Genomic DNA, 18532 nt, shown 5'->3' with positions numbered 1-18532 from the left:
TTAGTTCAGTTTTTGTGCAAAGGTAAAAGTATAATTGGGAAGTAATTCAGGATGGAAGATTTTGATATAATCTTTTAATACTAAATCAGGTCGGCTAGGTGCCGATTCATAATAAATTGTTCCTCCTGTTGCTCCTATTTTACCCTCAAAAGTATACACTTGTTTGGTTTTGAAAGCATCAAATTGACTGTAATGCGGATTGATATTTTCTAATTCCGCTACCGTTTTAAAAGGACCTGTTGCAATCCAATAATTGGCGTTTTTGGCTTTTTCTAATACTTTTTCGAATGATAATCCAATGCTACCTGTTCCTTCGGTATCTGCCCAAAGGTAATTCGACTTGGCATCTTTTAAAAATTGTGCAACCCAACTGTTGGCTTTAGCTACATACCATTGGTCTTGGTACATCGAGCCATATAATACGTTTGCTGTTGGTTTTTTGGTGGAAACTAAATTCATAGCTTCTTTGTAATTTTTTATAATATCGTCAAATTGAGTTTTGGCTTCTTTTTCTTTTCCGAAAAGAGCTCCGTACAATTTTATCCATTCTGCTTTTCCAAGCGGTGATTGTTCCATCCAGTCAGCTTGAATCAATACTTTTAAGCCACTTTTCTGCAGATTGTCGATCATTGGATTGTTATTGTCAATGCCAAAAGTGACAATAAGTTCTGGACTCATTTCGATCAATTGCTCCATGTTTAATTTTTCGTTTTGACCTACATTTTTAATCGACCCATTGTCAATTAATTTTCGAGTTTTTAAGGAAGAAATGTAATCCGTATGTGGGAATCCAACCAAATGATTTTCAACTCCAAGCATTTCTAAATAAGGAATAATAGTGGTTGAGGTAACAACTATGGATTGTAAAGGAACTTTAATTGTATTGTATTTTTGTAAACTATCAGGAACTACAACGTTCTTCTCTTTTAAGATGTAAGTAAAGTCTTTATCAGCATTGGGCCAAGGGTTGATTATCTTGACTATCGAATAGCCTTCCTGCTTGAATATAGCTAAGTTACTGGCGTATTCTATTTCATTTTTTGCGTTTGAAAATGATTTATTTGCTGATTTTTCGGTTTTTTTGCAACTAACGAAGGTTGAAAGAACAAGAAGTAAAAGAATTTTATAAGAAGTAAGCTTCATGATGCCATTTTATGATTAAGACAAAGGTAAAAGAAATTACAAAAAAATCTTGTTTATTTTTTAACCAAAAAAAATCAACAAATACTATCTTTACAACATGAATGGTAGTAAAGAAAAACAGTGTTCAAGCTGCGCTACCTACTTTGGTTGTGGAAATACAGCAGGAGGGAGTAGCTGTTGGTGTAATGATTTCCCACCTTTATTAGTTCCTACAACCGCAATTGATTGTCTTTGTCCTATTTGTTTCAAGCAATCCTGCTCAGAAAAAATTGATGAGTATATAGCGACATTGAATCCGGAGACCATTTTCCATAATAAGGTAGCATTGTTGCCTAAATCCAATAATTTGATTGAAGGAATTGATTACTATTTAGAGAAAGGGAATTATGTTTTTAAAGCTTTCTTTCATTTGAAAAGAGGAAACTGCTGTGGTAATGGTTGTCGTCATTGTCCGTATGATTTTAAAAACGACAAACCACAGAATAAGAACCTATCACAGGGATAAAAAAATCTATTGAATAATTAATAATTATTAACTATAATGATATATCTGATAACCGGCGGAGAGCGCTCAGGAAAAAGCAGTTATGCCGAGAATTTGGCAAAAGAATTATCGGCTAAGCCAATGTATGTAGCAACAGCGAGAAAATGGGATGATGATTTTCAAAAAAGAATTGATCGCCATCAAAAAGATCGTGACGAACGCTGGATAAACATTGAAAAAGAAAAACACCTGAGTGAAATTGATTTCTCCGGAAATGTTGCCATAGTTGATTGTGTTACGCTTTGGTTGACTAATTTTTTTATAGATACTAAAAATGATGTGGATTTGTGTTTAGAACAAGCCAAAGCAGAATTTGACCAAATCGTAAATCAAGAAAACGCTACTATTATTATTGTTACCAATGAAATAGGAATGGGTGTTCATGCTGAAACGCACATTGGACGAAAATTTACCGAATTACAAGGTTGGATGAACCAATATATTGCTAAAAGAGCGGAGAAAGTGGTGCTAATGGTTTCAGGAATTCCTGTAACAATAAAAGGATAATAATGAATTTTTTGACTTCTTGGAGTGGTGGAAAAGACAGTTGCTATGCCATGATACAGGCAGTTAATACAGGCTTAGTCCCTAAAGTATTGCTGAATATGATGAACGAAAATGGTCAAATATCCCGTTCTCATGGATTGCCTTTGTCAATTTTGAATCAACAAGCCCAAAAAATGCAATTGCCTCTGGAAGGCATTCCCACAACTTGGGGCGATTATGAAGCAAAGTTTATCAGTACTTTAAAAACGCATAAAATAAAATATGATTTGGATGCCGCTGTTTTTGGCGATATCGATTTACAAGCTCATAAGGATTGGGAAGATAAAGTATGTCAAGCAGCTTCTCTAAAAGCAATTTTGCCTTTGTGGCAGCAAGATCGGATTAAATTGGTTAACGAAATCATCGAAAACGGTGTCGAAACGATGATTGTTTCTTGCAATACAATAATGGGCGAAAGCTATTTGGGGAAAATCTTAACCAAGGAATTGGCATTAGAACTAAAAGAAAAAGGAATTGATCCTTGTGGGGAGAACGGAGAATTTCATACTTTGGTTCTCAATTGCTCTCTTTTTTCAGAAAGGATCACCCTTCCAAAGTTTTCGATTAAAACTTACAACGACTATTGTTTTGTAGTTTGGGAAGATTTCGTTTAGAAATTTAATGAATAATTGAGTATAAAAAAATTACGATGACCTATTTAGATGAAATTTTAAAATCCCGTCGCGACACTCGACATTTTACTACTGATGAAGTTCCTGATACCGTTATTCAAAAAGCACTTCAGGCAGGACATTGGGCACCTTCTGTGGGTTTAACAGATGCTACAAAATATTATCTGATTAAGTCGGACGAAATTAAGAAAGCTGTTAAAGAATTGTTTTTGGACTATGATACTAAAGCAGCAAATCAAACGGATAGCGCACAACAAAAGGAAGATTATAAGGCATTAAAATTAGAAGCAATTCAAGAAGCTCCGCTTGGACTTGTAATTTGTTACGATCGTTCGGTTTTGAATGATTTTAGCATTGGAACTGTAGGAAGTAATGAAGCAATTAAATTTAGTTCGGTTTGTGCTGCTCAAAATATATGGTTGTCTTTGACAGAACAAGGTTATTCGATGGGATGGATTTCGATTTTAAACTACTATCATTTCAAGCAGTTATTAGGATTGCCAGAACATATAGAACCGCTAGGATATTTTTGCGTAGGCAAACCTGCAACAGATTATGATAATCAACCGATGTTACAACAACTGAATTGGAAACAAAAATCAAAAGCTCCTTTTGTAGAAGAGATTTTAGTTCCAGTGAACTATCCAGAGTCATTGCGAGTAACTAAGCAAACTCACACAGAGTCTAGATCAATAAAGGATGCATTACAACATAAAATTGACCATAAAACCAAGCCTTTAGGTTCATTAGGGATTCTTGAAAAGCTAGCCCAACAAATAGGAGAGCTATTTCAAACTCTGGAACCAAAAATAATTCAACCCAATATTGTTGTCTTTGCCGCTGATCACGGAATCGCAGTACATGGTGTGAGTGCCTATCCACAGGATGTAACGCGTCAAATGGTGACTAATTTTCTTGAAGGTGGAGCGGCAATAAATGTTTTTTGCAAACAAAATAATATCAAGTTGTCAATTGTGGATGCTGGCGTGAATTATGATTTTCCGCCGAATGCCGATCTGACAACAACTAAAATTGCTAAAGGAACCCAGTCCTTTTTACACGGACCGGCAATGAGTGCGTCTGAATTGCGTTTGTGTTTTTCTAAAGGAGCAGCGGTAGTGAATGCTATTGCAAAAACAGGTAGTAACTGTATTGGTTTTGGAGAAATGGGTATTGGAAATACCTCGACAGCTTCGGTTTTAATGAGTATAATTACAAATATTCCACTTCAAGATTGCGTAGGATTAGGAACAGGAGTAAGTGATGAGAAGCTAATTCAGAAACAAAAAATATTACAAGCAGCGATAGCTAATTATTCAGGAACCGAAGAATTAGAGGAAAAACTGGCTTATTTTGGGGGATTTGAAATTATACAAATGGCTTCTGGAATGTTAGCGGCTCATGAAAATAACATGCTAATTCTAGTGGATGGATTTATTTGCAGTGTAGCATTTTTAATTGCTCATCAAAAAAATCCAGAGATAAGCAAAAATGCTGTTTTCTGTCATTGTTCTGCTGAACAAGCCCATGTTAAATTACTGGATTATCTAGGAGTTCAGCCCGTTTTACAATTGGGATTGCGTTTAGGTGAAGGCACTGGTTGTGCTATTGCATTTCCAATTATCCAGTCGGCGATCGCTTTTTTGAATGAAATGGCTAGTTTTGAAATTGCTGGAGTGAATAACAAATAATTTTAGGATAAGATGAAATTTGGTCAAAGCTATATTAAAAAATAAATTAAGAGTCGTCCCAATAAATCTGGAGGTAAATTAAAAATAATAAAACTGCTAACATCTTTATATGTTGCATTATAAATAGAAAATTTAATTGGCATTAGCCAAAAAGCAAAGAGATTTTTATACTAATATGAAAAAAGAGATACACATATTTTTTACAGCATTGATGTTTTACACCCGAATTCCTTGCCCCAAAAACATAGATCATAATCCAGATTATTTAAACAAAGCTTCTCGCTATTTTCCTATTATTGGATGGATTGTTGGCGCTGTGGCATTTGGTGTTTTTAGCTTGTTTAATTATTTAATGACTGTAGAAATAGCGGTGATTTTTTCTATGATTGCCTCTATTTTAGTTACAGGTGCTTTTCATGAAGACGGTTTTGCTGATGTTTGCGATGGTTTTGGTGGCGGATGGACTAAAGAAAAGATACTCTTAATCATGAAAGACAGCGCCATTGGGGCTTATGGAGCGATTGGGATAGTTTTATTGTTTTTACTCAAGTTTAAAACTTTGTCTGAAATAGTTTCTTCTTCAGAGTTCTTCAAAACTAAATATCAAATCCTAATTCTGTTACTTTTTGTTTCGGCTCATTCTTTGAGTAGATTAGCAGCAATTTCTATTGTTTTTACTCATGAATATTCGCGAGAGGATGCTACAAGTAAAAGCAAACCTATAGCACAAAATTATACTTGGCGTGAAGTGGCAGGTGCTTTCTTTTTTGGTTTATTACCACTTATTCTATTAGCTTATTTTCAATGGCAATTCTTATTGGTTTTAGTTCCTATTTTCATCACTCGTTTTTTCATGGCGCGTTATTTTCAGAAATGGATTGATGGCTATACAGGAGATTGTCTTGGAGCTACCCAACAAGTTTGTGAAGTAGTATTTTATATTTCAATTATTGTCTTATGGAAGTTTATTTAGTACGCCACACCGAAACGGTTTGTGAAAAAGGAATCTGTTATGGGCAATCCGATGTTCATATTTTAGAACCGTATTTAGAATTATTCGAATCAATAAAAAATCAAATTCCAGCCGGTGCAGTTGTCTATTCTAGTCCGCTGTTTCGTTGTACGGAATTGGCTAAATACCTTTCGAATGTTATAATTACAGATGATCGATTGATGGAAATGAATTTTGGGGATTGGGAAATGAAAAATTGGGATGCTATTCCTCCAGATGATTTTGCACCCTGGATGAACGATTTTGTCAATGTAGCTGTTCCAAACGGAGAATCTTTTGTGGATTTATACAATCGGGTAAATGATTTTTTAGAAAATGAACTTCAAAGAAAATACAATGCACCAGTTGTTATTGTTGCCCATGCGGGTGTTATTAGAAGTATTCTTTGTAAAATAGCTAGTTTACCACTAAAAGAGGCGTTTAATAACAAAGTTGGTTTTGGTGATGTGATAAAAATTGAATTGTAATTTACTAAAAATCAGTGCGTAACGATATATTTTTTAGTTTCATTTAAATAACCAGTCAATAGTTTCTACAAATTTGTTTTAAAACTGAATTAAATTTTACCTTTGCTGCCGTATTAAGGTTGTGTATTTGCTTTTTGTGAAACACATTAAAAGGGAATCAAGTGATTGAAGATTAGCGATTTTAGATTTCAGAATTATTCTGTAATCAAAAAATTGTAATCAAAAAATAAAAATCTTGAGCTGTTCCCGCAACTGTAAGCTATAAAGCTTGTTGTTAGCTACAAACCACTGTTCGCTTGTGCGAATGGGAAGGTAAACAACAAGACGCAAGCCAGGAGACCTGCCTTTTTTCATAACTAATATCGAACTTTCGGGAAAAAGGTTTAGGAATTATGGCAACTAAAAAATTTCGTTTACTTTCTATTATATTGTTAAGCCAATTCCTTTTGGCTCAAAATAAAACGGCAATACCTCTCAACGAAGTAGTGGTTTCTGATACGCAACTTAAAAACTTTTCAAGTTCCCAGTCCGTTTTAAAATTGAACGATTCTATTATTAGTAAAAATCAATCTTCATTAACCTCTCTTTTAAATTATAATTCAGTTATTTATTTCAAAGAAAATGGTTTAGGAATGGTTTCATCGCCATCTTTTCGAGGAACAACTGCGCAACAAACTGCCGTGGTCTGGAATGGTATTAATATTAATTCTCAGTTATTAGGGCAAACAGATTTTAACACTGTGTCTACAAGAGGCTATAATTCAATTGATGTAAAAGCGGGCGGAGGGAGTGTTGTTTATGGCAGTGGTGCAATAGGAGGCACAATTCACTTAAATAATGATTTGAAATTTAGAAACACTTTCGAAAATAACTTAGAAGTATATTATGGTGATTTTAATACACTAAGCACTATTTATGCGGTTACCGCAGCAACAAACCAATGGAGTACCAATGCTAGTTTTACCAGAAATAGTTCTGATAATGATTATAAATTTATTGGAAAACAAGGTAAAAACAGTAACGGAGAGTTCTATAATACTAATTTTAGTACTGCCATTGGTTATAAGTTGGATGCTAAAAATACCATTAAATTGTACAGTGAGAGTTATGATGGGGAACGTCATTTTTCTATAACCTCACCAAATGCTACTAAAACAAAATACCAAGATTTTAATACCAGAAATTTATTGGCGTGGACTAGTATTTTTGGCAAATCAGTTTCTAATATGAAACTCGCCTACATTACAGAGCATTATAAGTATTTTGATGATATCGAAGAGGAAGACTTTACTTCCGGAGGAGTAAAAAGTTTTATTGCAAAATATGATTTTGTATATGCATTTTCTTCTAAAATAAATCTGAATACGCTATTCGATTACAATAAAAGTAACGCATTTGGATCTGGAGTCGGTAATAATAGTAGACAAGTAGGAGGTATTAGTGTTTTAATGAAACAATATATTACTGAGAAATGGAATTATGAATTGAGTGCTCGAAAAGAGATTTCGGATGTTTATAAAAGTCCTTTGCTATTTTCAGCGGGTACAACTATCGATTTCTCTTCTCTTTACCAGTTTAAGTTTAATATTTCTCGCAATTTTAGGGTGCCTACTTTTAATGACTTTTATTGGGAAACGGGTGGTAATCTTGATTTAAAGCCGGAGAATTCCTATCAGTTAGAATTGGGTAATAATTTTAGATACAAAGATTTTAATGTAAGTGCTACTTTTTACGCTTCAAAAATTACGGACATGATTCGCTGGTTGCCCACTAACACCGGAAACTGGTCTCCTTTTAATACCGATAATGTTTCTATTTATGGATTTGAAACTTTGGGATCCTGGAAAAAGAACTTCAATAGTCACAACTTTGGGATTAACGCAACTTATTCTTACACTGTTTCGTTAGATGATAAAAATAACAATCAACTTTTTTATGTTCCCTATCATAAAGCAACCGCTGCTGGTTCATATTCCTATAACAGGTTTAATTCCTATTATCAATTTATGTTTGTAGGTGCTGTTTTTACTACTTCTGATAATAATCCAAAAAATATTTTAAGCGATTATACTATTTCTAATTTAGGAATGGATTATAATTTCAGTAAAAAAAATGTCTGTAAAATTGGCCTTAAAGTGGCTAATCTTTGGAATGAAATATATGAATCCTTACCAAGCCGATTGATGCCTGGAAGGAATTTAACTCTTTATTTAACCCTTAATTATTAAAAAATGAATTTTAAAAATGCTTTTCTTGGAATTTTTGCAAGTGCTTTATTATTAGCTTCTTGTAGTAATGATGATACAACTGAAAATAAAGTGCCTTTAGGCGCTTATGACAAAGGTGTTATTGTATTAAATGAAGGTAATTTTGGTACACCAAATGGTTCTGTATCTTTTATCTCTAGTGAATATGCTGTTATAAACAATATTTTTGGGATAGAAAACAGCAACAAACCTTTAGGAGATGTTGTGCAATCCTTAAGTTTTTCTGAGGATAAAGCATTTATTGTTGTAAACAATTCAAATACTGTTGAAGTAGTCAATAGATATACCTTTAAAAGCATTGCAACTATAACTGACCAAATAAAAAACCCTCGTTATAGTGTTGTTTTAAACGGAAAATTATATGTTACGAATGCAAAAACGAAGTCAGTAAACGTTTATGATGCTAAAACATACAATTTTTTAGAAGTTATTGCTGTAAATAAAGTGGTAGAGAAAATAATTACTGCAAATGGTAAATTATACATTACTAATGGTGCATACGGAAGTGGTACTAGTGTAACAGTTATTAATCCTCAAATTAATAATGCAATGAGTACTATTACGGTTGAAAACGGAGTAAACGCTATTGAGGAAAAAAGTGGATCTGTATATGTTTTATCTGGAAATGCTGAAAAAAGTAAGTTGTATAAAATTAATACTACTAATGATACAGCAACTGCTATTGAATCTACTGTGTTAAAAAACGCAAAAAATATGGATATTGATGGAGAAAAAATATATTATACTGTAGGTAATAATGCGTATGTAATGGCTTTGAATGCTACAAGTTTTAGTGAAGCTCCGTTATTTTCAATTCCTGATGGCGGTTATTTTACTTTTTATGCTTTTAATGTTATTGATGGTAAAATTTATTCTGCTAATGTAAACGGATTTACAGCAGCAGGAACAGTAAAAATATTTTCTTCTACAGGTGCCGAATTAAAATCAGTTACTGTTGGTATGGGCCCTAATGGATTTTATTCAAACAATTAATCCAATTATCTAAGCTAATATTCAAACTAAAAAAACACCTCTTTTTCAGTAGAAAAAGAGGTGTTTTTAGTTTGAATTTTAAAACAATTTAAATAATAAATAGCTGTTAATTATTTTCTTTATTGTCTTATTAATTTTGTTCCAATGCTTTCAAAAGTCCTTCTGGAGCTTTGTCAATATACATTTGGTTTTGAAATCTATTTAATGATTTAGAATCATTGATATATTTAAATGGATCCACTTTATTTTGATTGATCATTCTACCTGTTCCTGTAATTTTATTTATAGCTACACTTAATAAAGGTTCCGTACTTTCGCCCAAACTTCCTAAAGTACTTACTGTTTCTATTACTTTAAAATTAGGTACTAAGCCCGTAAAGTAATCTCCAAACCCTTCAGAATTTACGATTTTTAACACAATTGGTTGCATAGCATAACGGTGTTTTGGGTTTCTGTTTTTATCAGTAAAAGTAGGGGAATCATATAAAGTTACCGAACCTACATTTTTACCAACAGTTATATCGCCAATTTGAACAACAGTAAGATGAGGTTTTAATCCATTTATGACCAATTCACTCGCAGAGGCCGTATTATTAGAGGTCAAAATATATACTTTATTAAGATCTAGACAATTAATAGGAGTATCTTCTATTTTGTCGCTAAAATAATTAAACAAGGCATCAGGATTTTCAGCTTCAAAATAAGAATTGATTTTTGTATTCCATTGTTGTTTTGCAAATACTTCTTTTTCTTTAGTTTTCTTTTTAATCATACTCGCTAATCGAGTGGCTGTTTGCACAGATCCACCTCTATTGTATCTTAGGTCAAGAACTAAATCTGTTACTCCTTGTGCTTTTAGTTCACCAAAAGCTTCATTTAACTTGATGTCATAATCGCCATAAAAACCATTATACATTAAATAACCTATCTTATGTGCTCCTGAAGTAATCACTTTATTAACTAAAATTGGATTTTCAGACAATACCGTTTTTGTCAAAGAAACTGATTTTCCGTTGGGAATTATGGTGTTTCCATTCAACGTAGCCATGCTAAGAACGTAAGTTTCATTAGAACCGTATAGTAAGGATAAATAATTGTTGTTGTTCAGCGGAGTACCATTCACAGCAGTGAAAATATCACCTCGTTTAATATCTTTATTCGATGCATCTGAATTATTTATTACATAGCGAACGTATCCAAATACTTCCGTACTGCTTCCTGCTTTGTAACTTAACCCAAATTCTAGTCCGTTATTTTTTGTGGTTCCTTGCAATTGTCCTTCTAATTCTAAATAATCATCTACAATCCAACTAAAACGATCGATCGTTTTATCTACACGAAGCGCATTAAATAAGTCTTCGGGGTTTTGATAATTGCTTAGAAAACTGTTTAATTCCTTTTGGTTAGCAAAACGATTGTCATTTAAATTAGGAACATATTCTTGCCATAAATAATATTGATTAAGTCCTTTCCAGATAAAATCTTGGATTTCTAAGCTCGCTGGCGGAGCAATATCGTCATTGTCTTGACAGCTATTAAAACTAATGACGGCTATAAAAAGTAGGAGTGTAAGTAGGACTGTTTTTTTCATATTGGGGATATCGATATCAATTATAAACGTAAAAATACTAACTTTAGTTTTATTTTCTCTTCTTTGTAACAAAAAGAAATGGAAATCGTCTTGAATGTAAAACCTCTCTAATAATTATCTTTTATGGATCAAAACGAGTTTGTTCTGATAACGACACCGTTTAAAGACAAAATCTTCCGACTAGCAAAGCGATTACTCGTAAGCACAGAAGAAGCAGAAGATGCAACTCAGGAAGTTTTATTTAAGTTATGGAGCAAGAGTTCAAGTGTATCGACTTATAGAAATGTAGAAGCATTTGCTATGACTTTGACAAAAAATTATTGTTTGGATCAATTAAAATCTAAGAGAGCGACTAATGTTCCGTTAAATTCTGATCATGACAAGGATTTTGATTCGGAATTAGGTAAGAATATTGAAGATTTAGACAGTTTAAATTGGGTTGAGAAATGCCTCGCTCAATTACCAGAACAGCAGCAAATAATTATTCAATTGCGCGATATTGAACAATACGAATATGAAGAAATAGCGAAAATTGTAGCAGTAAGTGAAAACACAGTTAGAGTGACACTTTCTAGAGCTAGAAAAACAATAAGAGAATTTATGAAAAATGTACATGATTATGGAATTAAGTAGAATAGAAAGAATAGTAGATAAATATTTTGAGGGTGAAACTACTATTGAAGAAGAAAAAGAATTGCAAAATTATTTTTCTTCTACCGAAGTAGCTCCTCATTTAATGCAATATGTTTCGATATTTAAACATTTTGAAGCGGCAAGAAAGGAACATTCTAATTTAGAAACACCTATCTTTAAAAATCCTAAAACTCAAAAAAGAATTGGTAAAAATAATTTTTATTGGGTATCTATAGCGGCTTCAATAGTAGTTGTTTTAGGAATTGGTTTGTTTTATATGTTTGGAACTGAATCCTCAATCAAAAACAATGAATTGGGAACTTATGACGATCCTAAACAAGCTTTTGAAGCGACTCAGAATGCTTTGAATTTGCTATCAAATAATGTAAATGTTGGCATAGAAAGTGTACAGTATATTGACGAGTATCAAAAAACCAAAAACAGAATATTTAGGACGGTTCCCAATCCTACTTCTGAGTTTTAAATTTTAGAAAACCATTACAATTAATTTTAAATAAAATAAATAATGAAATCAAATAATATAATTACAAACTTTTCTGCAACAGCAGAATACAACAAAAAAGAACGTCATTTAACTAGAGTAAAAAACGGTTTACTGACTATTGCTTTTGTTTTTATTTCAAGTTCGATTTTTTCGCAAGCTGCTTTTGATAAATTTGACGGTCAAGAAGATGTAACGTCAATTATTGTTAATAAAAAAATGTTTGATTTAATGAGTAAAGTCAAAGTGGATGCTTCTGATAAAGAAACCCAACAATACTTAAACTTGATTAAAAAACTGGATAATCTTAAAGTCTTTACTACAAAAAGCGCTAAAGTAGAAGGAGATATGAGGTTGACCGCTGAAAAGTATATTAAAACAGCTGGTTTAGAGGAATTGATGCGAGTAAATGAAAATGGAAAGAATATTAAGATTTTAGTAAAATCGAGTACTACAGATTCTCAAATAAGAGAATTGCTGATGTTTATTGAAGGCGCTAAAAATGCTGATACTGTTTTGATGTCGTTGACAGGTAATTTTGATTTAAACGAAATTTCTATTCTTACAGACAAAATGAGAATTCCAGGAGGTGATGATTTGAAAAGAGCTACTAAAGGAAAGAAATAAGTAAAAATTGCACACTTTGGCTTACAATTTTGCTCTTGTAATATGTTAAAAAGAAAGAGCTGTATCCTTAAAATAATTTTGTAAAAAAGCGTCTTGATTGATTTCAAAACGCTTTTTTTTGATGTAGTTTCTTTTAAAAACAGTATTTAATGCTAAACTTGAATTTATATATTAAAATAAACAATTCTTGTTTTGCAATAATTTAGAAGGTTATAATACCGTTTATTGGTTGTAATAGATGAAATTTGTAAAAATATAAAGATACAAACATGACTGTTTTTAAACGTTTTTTGCTGTGCTTATTATTAATTTCCTTAAATGGGTTTTCTCAGAAAACACAGCATGCATCTTTCAAAGTAGTTCCTCTTGGAGTTAAAGGAGGAATAGATGAGAAAAATTTATCGGCTTATTTAATTGCTCCAGAAAACACGAACGATTACATCAGTCTGGATGCGGGAACATTACACTCTGGAATCGAAAAAGCAATTAAAAATAACGTTTTTAAAGTTTCCTCGAGTCAAGTTTTAAGGAAATATATAAAAGGATACTTTATTTCTCATGCGCATTTAGATCATGTTTCTGGTTTGATTATTAATTCGGCTGCAGACTCTTCAAAAACAGTTTACGCTACAAATAGGTGCATGAAAATGATGCAAAATCATTATTTTAATGATGAAACATGGATCAATTTTGGAGATGATGGTCCAGGAAAACCATTAAAAATGTATCATTTTCAAACTTTAGATATTGGTAAAGAAATACCAATAACAAATACTAGTATGACAGTAAAAGCATTTCCTTTAAGTCACGTTAATCCTTTTGAAAGTACTGCTTTTTTAATTAAAAATGCAGATAGTTATGCATTGTATTTGGGAGACACTGGACCCGATGTAATTGAAAAAAGTGATAATCTGAGTAATTTATGGATGGCAATTGCATCTTTGGTTAAGAGCAAACAATTGAAAGGAATGTTTATCGAAGTTTCTTTCCCAAATGAACAACCAGATCAATTTTTATTCGGTCATTTGACTCCTAATTATTTAATGAATGAATTGCATAAACTGGAAGAATTATCAGGAAAAGGCAGTTTGAAAGGGTTTAAAATCATTATTACTCACTTAAAACCGCCATCAAAAAACATCTTAAAAATTAAAGAACAAATAAAAAAACAAAATGATTTAGGATTGAAGATCATTTTTCCAGAACAAGGAAAACAATTTAAATTGTAAAAGATTTCGATGTAATTTTTTGTGCTAATGAATTATTTTAAATAATTTTCTTCACTTATTGACTTCTATTCTATTGCTTTTGTGTTATTGTCTTTCCTGAAAAATGAATTTATAATCTTTTAGATCTATTCACTTTAGTGTTTGCAAATTCACTAATTGCAATTTTTACAAATTCGTCCGAAGGATAGGTCGAGTAATCGTTTTCTATAAATCCTCCTAATAAATACAAGTTGTCCTCTGCATAATGTAAAGTAGACCCTTTTAGTGGTAAGTTAATTAAAAATTCTTTTAATACCTTAGTTTTGATATCGTAAGTACTTATTTTACCATTTTCGTAGATAAAAATTGTGTCCTCATAAAAAGTAAGTGCTGGATTCTGAATTCCATAAAATAAATCGCCTTCTTTTTCCCATTTTCCGGTGATCAAATCATAGGTTTCAATTTCTGTTAGCGGTTTGTTTTTATAACCTCCTACTAAGTATATTTTGTCTCCTATCAGTACTCCACTTGTTTCTTTTGCTGTTGGCATAGTGCCAATCTCATACCAATATCCTGTTTTTAAGTCGTAAGAATGTATTTTGTTGGAATATACTTTCTGTTTATCATCATTTGATTTTGTAGAACCTCCCATCACAATAATATTATTGGTATAGGTAAAGGAAACAAAATTAACGGCTTGGTGCGGATTGGCTTTGTCGAGAGTAATTGTATTATTGCTGGTGTCAAAAACTTCAATGGTGTTTTCTAAATATTCAAATTTACCGTTGGTAGAGACTCTTTTTCCTCCCAAAACATAAATTTTATTGTCATAATAATTTAAATTATGATACGCTCTTTTGTGAAATTTTAGATCAGGGATTTCCCAATTGTCTCTTTTAATATCATAAATGAGTAAATTATCTTTGTATATATTATTAGAGAATTGATACTTTAGCTCATTCAAATAATCATCTATTGTAAAATCTGGTTTTTCAGATTTTACTTTTTTCCAGGCATCTGTTTGAAAGGAGCCGTCACCACCAATTATATAAATTTTATCATTTAATAATAAAGAACCAAACGAACTAATTTTATTCTTAAGTGGTTTTAATTTTGTGAAATGAATTTGTGGATGTAAAACCTTGTGGCTATAAACGATCAGTTCATTCATTTTTTCCACATCCGTAGCTAGAAAAAGAGTAAAATTGTTTTCTTTTAATTTATTGAATACGATTGCTTGGGTTTTGTATCCAATATGAGAAAAGTAAACGGTGTCTTTTTTGTGATTACCAGAAGGAGTTATTAAATTATAATTTCCATTTTTATCACTAATTTCTAGAGGAGAGGATTTATTAAAGTAAACACTAACCCCTTCTACAGGTAAATTATTTTCTTGATCTAGTATGATTCCTTTGTGTTGTGCGAATAAAGAAAAAGTTGAAAATATAAATAATAAAAGTAATTTTTTCAATGGTTAAGCTTTAAGTTTTGCATTTGAGAAAAGTTCTATTTCTTTGTCTAATGTAGTTTTAATTTTGGGATCTCTACAGGTTTTCTTTATGATCCCCTAAATATTCCATAATAATGTGTTTTTTAAAACAAGAAATGCTCTTAAAATAATTCAAGTAAACTTGATTTTTTAAGAGCATTTTAAATTATTCGTGACCACGGTGGGATTTGAACCCACACGCCCTTGCGAGCACCAGCCCCTCAAGCTGGCAAGTCTACCGTTTCTCCACGTGGCCGAAAAATAAAAAAGGTCATTCGCATAGCGAACAACCTTTTGTGACCCGACTGGGGCTCGAACCCAGGACCCCATCATTAAAAGTGATGTGCTCTACCAACTGAGCTATCGAGTCAATGCATTCAAGAAAATATGTGTTGATCACTTAATTGTGACCCGACTGGGGCTCGAACCCAGGACCCCATCATTAAAAGTGATGTGCTCTACCAACTGAGCTATCGAGTCATATAATCTTTGCTTGAATGCGGGTGCAAATATAAGGACTTTATTTGAAGTTTTCCAAGGATTTTTATCATAAATTTGACTTTTTTTTACATTAATTTTTAACGTCTTAGTTTTTAGGGTTTTATTGCATGAGAAAAATTATATTATTAGGGTATATGGGCTGCGGAAAGTCGACTATTGCCAAGAAATTGTCTAAAGATAGCGGAATCGCATTTATTGATTTAGATGAATATATTGAGAAAAAAGCAAATCTTTCTATAAATACAATCTTTGAGAAGCACGGAGAAATTTATTTTAGAAAATTAGAACATCAATTATTTGTGGAGTTATTGCATTCGCCCGAAGAAATTATAATAGGTCTGGGTGGAGGAACACCGTGTTATGCAAATAATCATACACTATTAATAGGAGAGGGTGTGGTTTCTATTTATTTGAAGGCTTCAATCGATACATTATATGATAGACTTTCTTCTAATAAAAGCAAAAGACCCCTTATCGCCAACAAAAGTGATGTGGAAATGAAGGAGTTTATTGCAATGCATCTCTTTGAAAGAAGTTTTTACTACAATCAAGCAAATTATAAGGTCGTTGTAGATAATAAAACCATTGATCAGGTTGTGCTTGATGTAATGTGTGTGTTAGCTTAAGTAAGCGTGACTACTACCGTCTTCGTCAAATACTACTTGTACGTGTTCTAATAATGAAGTTGATAAAGATATTCCTTTAAAATCTGCCTTTACAGGATATTTTTTGTGATTTCTATCTACTAAAACGGCAGTTTTAAATTTCTTTAAAGGAACGTCTATAAAGTGTCTTACTGCATATATTAAGGTGGTTCCTGAGTTGAGTACATCATCAACTAGTATTAGTCCTTTATTGGCATATTCTTGTTGTGTTAAGGAGGTTTCAATAGGCAATTGTGGGTTTTGCTTATTAATTTGCACTTTGCATATTGAAACTTTTATAGGAGAAATGGCTTCTAAAGCTGTGGCTATCTTTTTTGCAAATATATAACCGTTACTCGCAATTCCTGCAATAACAATTTCTTCTTCATCTACAAAGGTTTCGTAAATTTGGTAGGCAATTCTTCTTATTTTATGTTCTATTTCCTGGTGTGTTAAAATAATATTTTTGCTCATTATATTTTTTCTTTGATGTTTTTTTTTAAAATTAGAACTTAGACTTAATCTTCTTCCTCGGTAATAATTTCATTTCCAAATTCGTCTATATCTCTTCGGTCTTTTTTTGTTGGTCTACCAGTTCCATTTTTACGATAATGTTCTTTCGATAATTTAAGAAGCTCTAAATGCTGATAAACTTCTGGAGGTGTATCATTTCTTCTATACATATCTACTAGTTTTGCTCCTAGACGATTTTCAGGAATATCCAATACGGTGATAATTTGTGTGATTTGATCCTTTCTAAAAGTAATTTTGTCCGTAGGAAACACTTCTTTTGATGGTTTGGCGACGAGTCCATTTACGGTTACATGATTCTTTTTGCAAGCTTCAGTTACCATGTTTCTGGTCTTGTAGTACCGAACACACCATAAATATTTATCTATTCTCATAAATTTTCTAAAATCCGAGTTAAATAGTTTACAAAAATCAATCAATATTGTATCTTGCGCACTTAAAAAAATTAGCTATAATGAACAAATTTAAGTATTATTTTATTTTATTAATTACAACCGTGTCTTTATTTTCATGTTCTAAGGATAATAATAGTAATCCTGAAATAATACCTCCTCGAGATTATGCAAAGCAGTATGCGACTGAACTAAATGATATTGAGAAATATTTAAAAGAGAATTATATAGAGGTTACAGTAGATCAAGACGTAACAATAAAAAAGATCCCAGCAGGAGGTGCACAACCTTCTATATGGTCGTATAAAGATAATGCCTCTTTTCCTAAATTACTTAATCGCGAAGTGAAATTACATAATATCGTGTATAAGCTGTATTACTTAGTTTTAAGAGAGGGTGTTGGCGAATCTCCAACAAATGTGGATGAGGTATTTACCACTTATAGAGGAGAATATTTAGGGAATGATGTCGTAAATGGTGTTACAAATCAAACGTCAACTAAATTTGAAGAATTTATATACGAACCACAACGAGCTAATTTATTTGGTTACATTAGAGGTTGGAAAGAAGTTTTTCCACAATTTAAAACAGGTAATAGTGCCCTTAAAGATGATGGTACTGTCACATATTCTGATTTTGGTGCAGGGGTAATGTTTATACCTTCTGGTTTGGCTTATTATAATTCAGCAAATGCTAGTATTCCAGCTTATTCTCCGTTAGTATTTAGTTTTAAACTTTTAGGAATGCAGCGTTTGGATCATGAATATCAAAATATTGGCCAAGTTGCTGTTCCTATACCTGACGGGATTATGTCTTTTCAGGAAGACTTAGATGGGGATGGTTATATGTGGACTAAAGCAGAATTACCTGATGGTGCTATAAATCCTGATGATTCTGATAAAGATGGAATACCTGACTTTTTAGATACCGATGATGATGGCGACGGAATTAGTACTCGCAAAGAGATAACAGATCCTTCTGGTAAATTATATCCTTTTAATTTAATTCCTGGTTGTGATGGAAAGGCAACTGATCCAGCAAGAATAAAAAGACATTTGATAAAATGTAATTAATTAATAAGGTAATAGTAAACAAAAAATCCAGTTCGTAAGAACTGGA

19 protein-coding genes, 3 tRNA genes and 1 riboswitch are annotated in these 18532 nt (G+C 32.1%); of the genes, 14 read left to right on the top strand and 8 right to left on the bottom strand.

Annotated features, from left to right (window positions below; genetic code table 11):
* The gene (locus tag MW871_RS04620) at nucleotides 1-1143 is read right to left on the bottom strand and encodes an ABC transporter substrate-binding protein (RefSeq protein ID WP_248427727.1); all 1143 of its coding nucleotides are present in this window, start codon (nucleotides 1141-1143) and stop codon (nucleotides 1-3) included.
* Nucleotides 1144-1240: 97 nt separating this feature from the next.
* Between MW871_RS04620 and MW871_RS04615 the strand changes: the two genes are divergently transcribed.
* From MW871_RS04615 to MW871_RS04580, 8 genes are all read left to right on the top strand, one after another.
* Nucleotides 1241-1648 carry a C1orf53 family protein gene (locus MW871_RS04615; RefSeq protein ID WP_248427726.1) on the top strand — a complete coding sequence of 136 codons (408 nt, stop codon included), beginning with the start codon at nucleotides 1241-1243 and terminating at the stop codon, nucleotides 1646-1648.
* Nucleotides 1649-1684: 36 nt separating this feature from the next.
* Nucleotides 1685-2194 (top strand): bifunctional adenosylcobinamide kinase/adenosylcobinamide-phosphate guanylyltransferase, encoded by a 510-nt coding sequence (cobU, locus tag MW871_RS04610; RefSeq protein WP_248427724.1) that lies wholly within the window; start codon nucleotides 1685-1687, stop codon nucleotides 2192-2194.
* A gap of 2 nt (nucleotides 2195-2196) precedes the next feature.
* Nucleotides 2197-2847, top strand: a complete 651-nt coding sequence (locus tag MW871_RS04605) for a Dph6-related ATP pyrophosphatase (RefSeq protein ID WP_248427723.1) — start codon at nucleotides 2197-2199, stop codon at nucleotides 2845-2847.
* Between the two features lie 35 nt (nucleotides 2848-2882).
* Complete coding sequence (gene cobT / locus MW871_RS04600; RefSeq protein ID WP_248427721.1) at nucleotides 2883-4556, top strand: nicotinate-nucleotide--dimethylbenzimidazole phosphoribosyltransferase; 1674 nt, start codon at nucleotides 2883-2885, stop codon at nucleotides 4554-4556.
* A gap of 175 nt (nucleotides 4557-4731) precedes the next feature.
* Entirely contained in the window at nucleotides 4732-5529 is a 798-nt protein-coding gene (locus MW871_RS04595) for an adenosylcobinamide-GDP ribazoletransferase (RefSeq protein ID WP_248427720.1), read from the top strand.
* Nucleotides 5514-6035 carry an alpha-ribazole phosphatase gene (gene cobC / locus MW871_RS04590; RefSeq protein ID WP_248427718.1) on the top strand — a complete coding sequence of 174 codons (522 nt, stop codon included), beginning with the start codon at nucleotides 5514-5516 and terminating at the stop codon, nucleotides 6033-6035. The genes MW871_RS04595 and cobC overlap by 16 nt, the downstream gene beginning before the upstream one ends.
* A gap of 99 nt (nucleotides 6036-6134) precedes the next feature.
* A riboswitch (cobalamin riboswitch) is annotated at nucleotides 6135-6397 on the top strand.
* Nucleotides 6398-6427: 30 nt separating this feature from the next.
* On the top strand, nucleotides 6428-8263 hold the full coding sequence (locus tag MW871_RS04585; RefSeq protein WP_248427717.1) for a TonB-dependent receptor plug domain-containing protein: 1836 nt from the start codon (nucleotides 6428-6430) through the stop codon (nucleotides 8261-8263).
* 3 nt (nucleotides 8264-8266) lie between these two features.
* Nucleotides 8267-9295, top strand: a complete 1029-nt coding sequence (locus tag MW871_RS04580) for a YncE family protein (RefSeq protein WP_248427716.1) — start codon at nucleotides 8267-8269, stop codon at nucleotides 9293-9295.
* 130 nt (nucleotides 9296-9425) lie between these two features.
* On the opposite strand, the gene MW871_RS04575 is transcribed toward MW871_RS04580, so the two are convergent.
* The gene (locus tag MW871_RS04575; RefSeq protein WP_248427715.1) at nucleotides 9426-10886 is read right to left on the bottom strand and encodes a S41 family peptidase; all 1461 of its coding nucleotides are present in this window, start codon (nucleotides 10884-10886) and stop codon (nucleotides 9426-9428) included.
* Between the two features lie 123 nt (nucleotides 10887-11009).
* Between MW871_RS04575 and MW871_RS04570 the strand changes: the two genes are divergently transcribed.
* From MW871_RS04570 to MW871_RS04555, 4 genes are all read left to right on the top strand, one after another.
* Nucleotides 11010-11519 (top strand): RNA polymerase sigma factor, encoded by a 510-nt coding sequence (locus MW871_RS04570; RefSeq protein WP_248427714.1) that lies wholly within the window; start codon nucleotides 11010-11012, stop codon nucleotides 11517-11519.
* Nucleotides 11506-12003: a hypothetical protein gene (locus MW871_RS04565; RefSeq protein ID WP_248427713.1), complete on the top strand. Its 498-nt coding sequence runs from the start codon at nucleotides 11506-11508 to the stop codon at nucleotides 12001-12003. The genes MW871_RS04570 and MW871_RS04565 overlap by 14 nt, the downstream gene beginning before the upstream one ends.
* Nucleotides 12004-12045: 42 nt before the next feature.
* On the top strand, nucleotides 12046-12648 hold the full coding sequence (locus MW871_RS04560) for a DUF4252 domain-containing protein (RefSeq protein WP_210645796.1): 603 nt from the start codon (nucleotides 12046-12048) through the stop codon (nucleotides 12646-12648).
* A 269-nt stretch (nucleotides 12649-12917) separates the two neighbouring features.
* Nucleotides 12918-13877 carry an MBL fold metallo-hydrolase gene (locus MW871_RS04555; RefSeq protein ID WP_248427712.1) on the top strand — a complete coding sequence of 320 codons (960 nt, stop codon included), beginning with the start codon at nucleotides 12918-12920 and terminating at the stop codon, nucleotides 13875-13877.
* 109 nt (nucleotides 13878-13986) lie between these two features.
* Here MW871_RS04555 and MW871_RS04550 read toward each other — a convergent pair whose 3' ends face one another.
* The 4 genes from MW871_RS04550 to MW871_RS04535 all read right to left on the bottom strand — a co-directional run bounded on the left by MW871_RS04550 (nucleotide 13987) and on the right by MW871_RS04535 (nucleotide 15825).
* Complete coding sequence (locus MW871_RS04550; RefSeq protein WP_248427711.1) at nucleotides 13987-15327, bottom strand: Kelch repeat-containing protein; 1341 nt, start codon at nucleotides 15325-15327, stop codon at nucleotides 13987-13989.
* A gap of 191 nt (nucleotides 15328-15518) precedes the next feature.
* Nucleotides 15519-15601: transfer RNA gene (locus MW871_RS04545), tRNA-Leu, on the bottom strand.
* Between the two features lie 41 nt (nucleotides 15602-15642).
* A tRNA-Lys gene (locus tag MW871_RS04540) sits at nucleotides 15643-15715 on the bottom strand.
* A gap of 37 nt (nucleotides 15716-15752) precedes the next feature.
* Nucleotides 15753-15825 (bottom strand) — tRNA-Lys (locus tag MW871_RS04535).
* A gap of 128 nt (nucleotides 15826-15953) precedes the next feature.
* Between MW871_RS04535 and MW871_RS04530 the strand changes: the two genes are divergently transcribed.
* On the top strand, nucleotides 15954-16472 hold the full coding sequence (locus tag MW871_RS04530) for a shikimate kinase (protein WP_188051196.1): 519 nt from the start codon (nucleotides 15954-15956) through the stop codon (nucleotides 16470-16472).
* Here MW871_RS04530 and MW871_RS04525 read toward each other — a convergent pair.
* Both MW871_RS04525 and MW871_RS04520 read right to left on the bottom strand, forming a co-directional pair.
* Complete coding sequence (locus MW871_RS04525; protein ID WP_188051197.1) at nucleotides 16464-16964, bottom strand: phosphoribosyltransferase family protein; 501 nt, start codon at nucleotides 16962-16964, stop codon at nucleotides 16464-16466. The two genes, MW871_RS04530 and MW871_RS04525, sit on opposite strands and share 9 nt — an antisense overlap.
* Before the next feature lie 44 nt (nucleotides 16965-17008).
* On the bottom strand, nucleotides 17009-17395 hold the full coding sequence (locus tag MW871_RS04520; protein WP_188051198.1) for an RNA-binding S4 domain-containing protein: 387 nt from the start codon (nucleotides 17393-17395) through the stop codon (nucleotides 17009-17011).
* An 80-nt stretch (nucleotides 17396-17475) separates the two neighbouring features.
* On the opposite strand from MW871_RS04520, the gene bamM reads away from it, so the two are divergent.
* The gene (bamM, locus tag MW871_RS04515; RefSeq protein ID WP_248427710.1) at nucleotides 17476-18486 is read left to right on the top strand and encodes a BamM family beta-barrel-assembly machinery protein; all 1011 of its coding nucleotides are present in this window, start codon (nucleotides 17476-17478) and stop codon (nucleotides 18484-18486) included.
* The last annotated feature ends 46 nt before the right edge of the window (nucleotides 18487-18532 follow it).

This window comes from Flavobacterium pygoscelis (assembly GCF_023162025.1).
GTDB lineage: Bacteria > Bacteroidota > Bacteroidia > Flavobacteriales > Flavobacteriaceae > Flavobacterium > Flavobacterium pygoscelis.
This window is presented reverse-complemented; position numbering and strand designations above follow the sequence as displayed.

Coding starts and splice junctions, on each gene's coding strand:
- MW871_RS04620 (WP_248427727.1), bottom strand. CDS start 1,143: ATGAAGCTTACTTCTTATAAAATTCTTTTACTTCTTGTTCTTTCAACC.
- MW871_RS04615 (WP_248427726.1), top strand. CDS start 1,241: ATGAATGGTAGTAAAGAAAAACAGTGTTCAAGCTGCGCTACCTACTTT.
- cobU (WP_248427724.1), top strand. CDS start 1,685: ATGATATATCTGATAACCGGCGGAGAGCGCTCAGGAAAAAGCAGTTAT.
- MW871_RS04605 (WP_248427723.1), top strand. CDS start 2,197: ATGAATTTTTTGACTTCTTGGAGTGGTGGAAAAGACAGTTGCTATGCC.
- cobT (WP_248427721.1), top strand. CDS start 2,883: ATGACCTATTTAGATGAAATTTTAAAATCCCGTCGCGACACTCGACAT.
- MW871_RS04595 (WP_248427720.1), top strand. CDS start 4,732: ATGAAAAAAGAGATACACATATTTTTTACAGCATTGATGTTTTACACC.
- cobC (WP_248427718.1), top strand. CDS start 5,514: ATGGAAGTTTATTTAGTACGCCACACCGAAACGGTTTGTGAAAAAGGA.
- MW871_RS04585 (WP_248427717.1), top strand. CDS start 6,428: ATGGCAACTAAAAAATTTCGTTTACTTTCTATTATATTGTTAAGCCAA.
- MW871_RS04580 (WP_248427716.1), top strand. CDS start 8,267: ATGAATTTTAAAAATGCTTTTCTTGGAATTTTTGCAAGTGCTTTATTA.
- MW871_RS04575 (WP_248427715.1), bottom strand. CDS start 10,886: ATGAAAAAAACAGTCCTACTTACACTCCTACTTTTTATAGCCGTCATT.
- MW871_RS04570 (WP_248427714.1), top strand. CDS start 11,010: ATGGATCAAAACGAGTTTGTTCTGATAACGACACCGTTTAAAGACAAA.
- MW871_RS04565 (WP_248427713.1), top strand. CDS start 11,506: ATGGAATTAAGTAGAATAGAAAGAATAGTAGATAAATATTTTGAGGGT.
- MW871_RS04560 (WP_210645796.1), top strand. CDS start 12,046: ATGAAATCAAATAATATAATTACAAACTTTTCTGCAACAGCAGAATAC.
- MW871_RS04555 (WP_248427712.1), top strand. CDS start 12,918: ATGACTGTTTTTAAACGTTTTTTGCTGTGCTTATTATTAATTTCCTTA.
- MW871_RS04530 (WP_188051196.1), top strand. CDS start 15,954: ATGAGAAAAATTATATTATTAGGGTATATGGGCTGCGGAAAGTCGACT.
- MW871_RS04525 (WP_188051197.1), bottom strand. CDS start 16,964: ATGAGCAAAAATATTATTTTAACACACCAGGAAATAGAACATAAAATA.
- MW871_RS04520 (WP_188051198.1), bottom strand. CDS start 17,395: ATGAGAATAGATAAATATTTATGGTGTGTTCGGTACTACAAGACCAGA.
- bamM (WP_248427710.1), top strand. CDS start 17,476: ATGAACAAATTTAAGTATTATTTTATTTTATTAATTACAACCGTGTCT.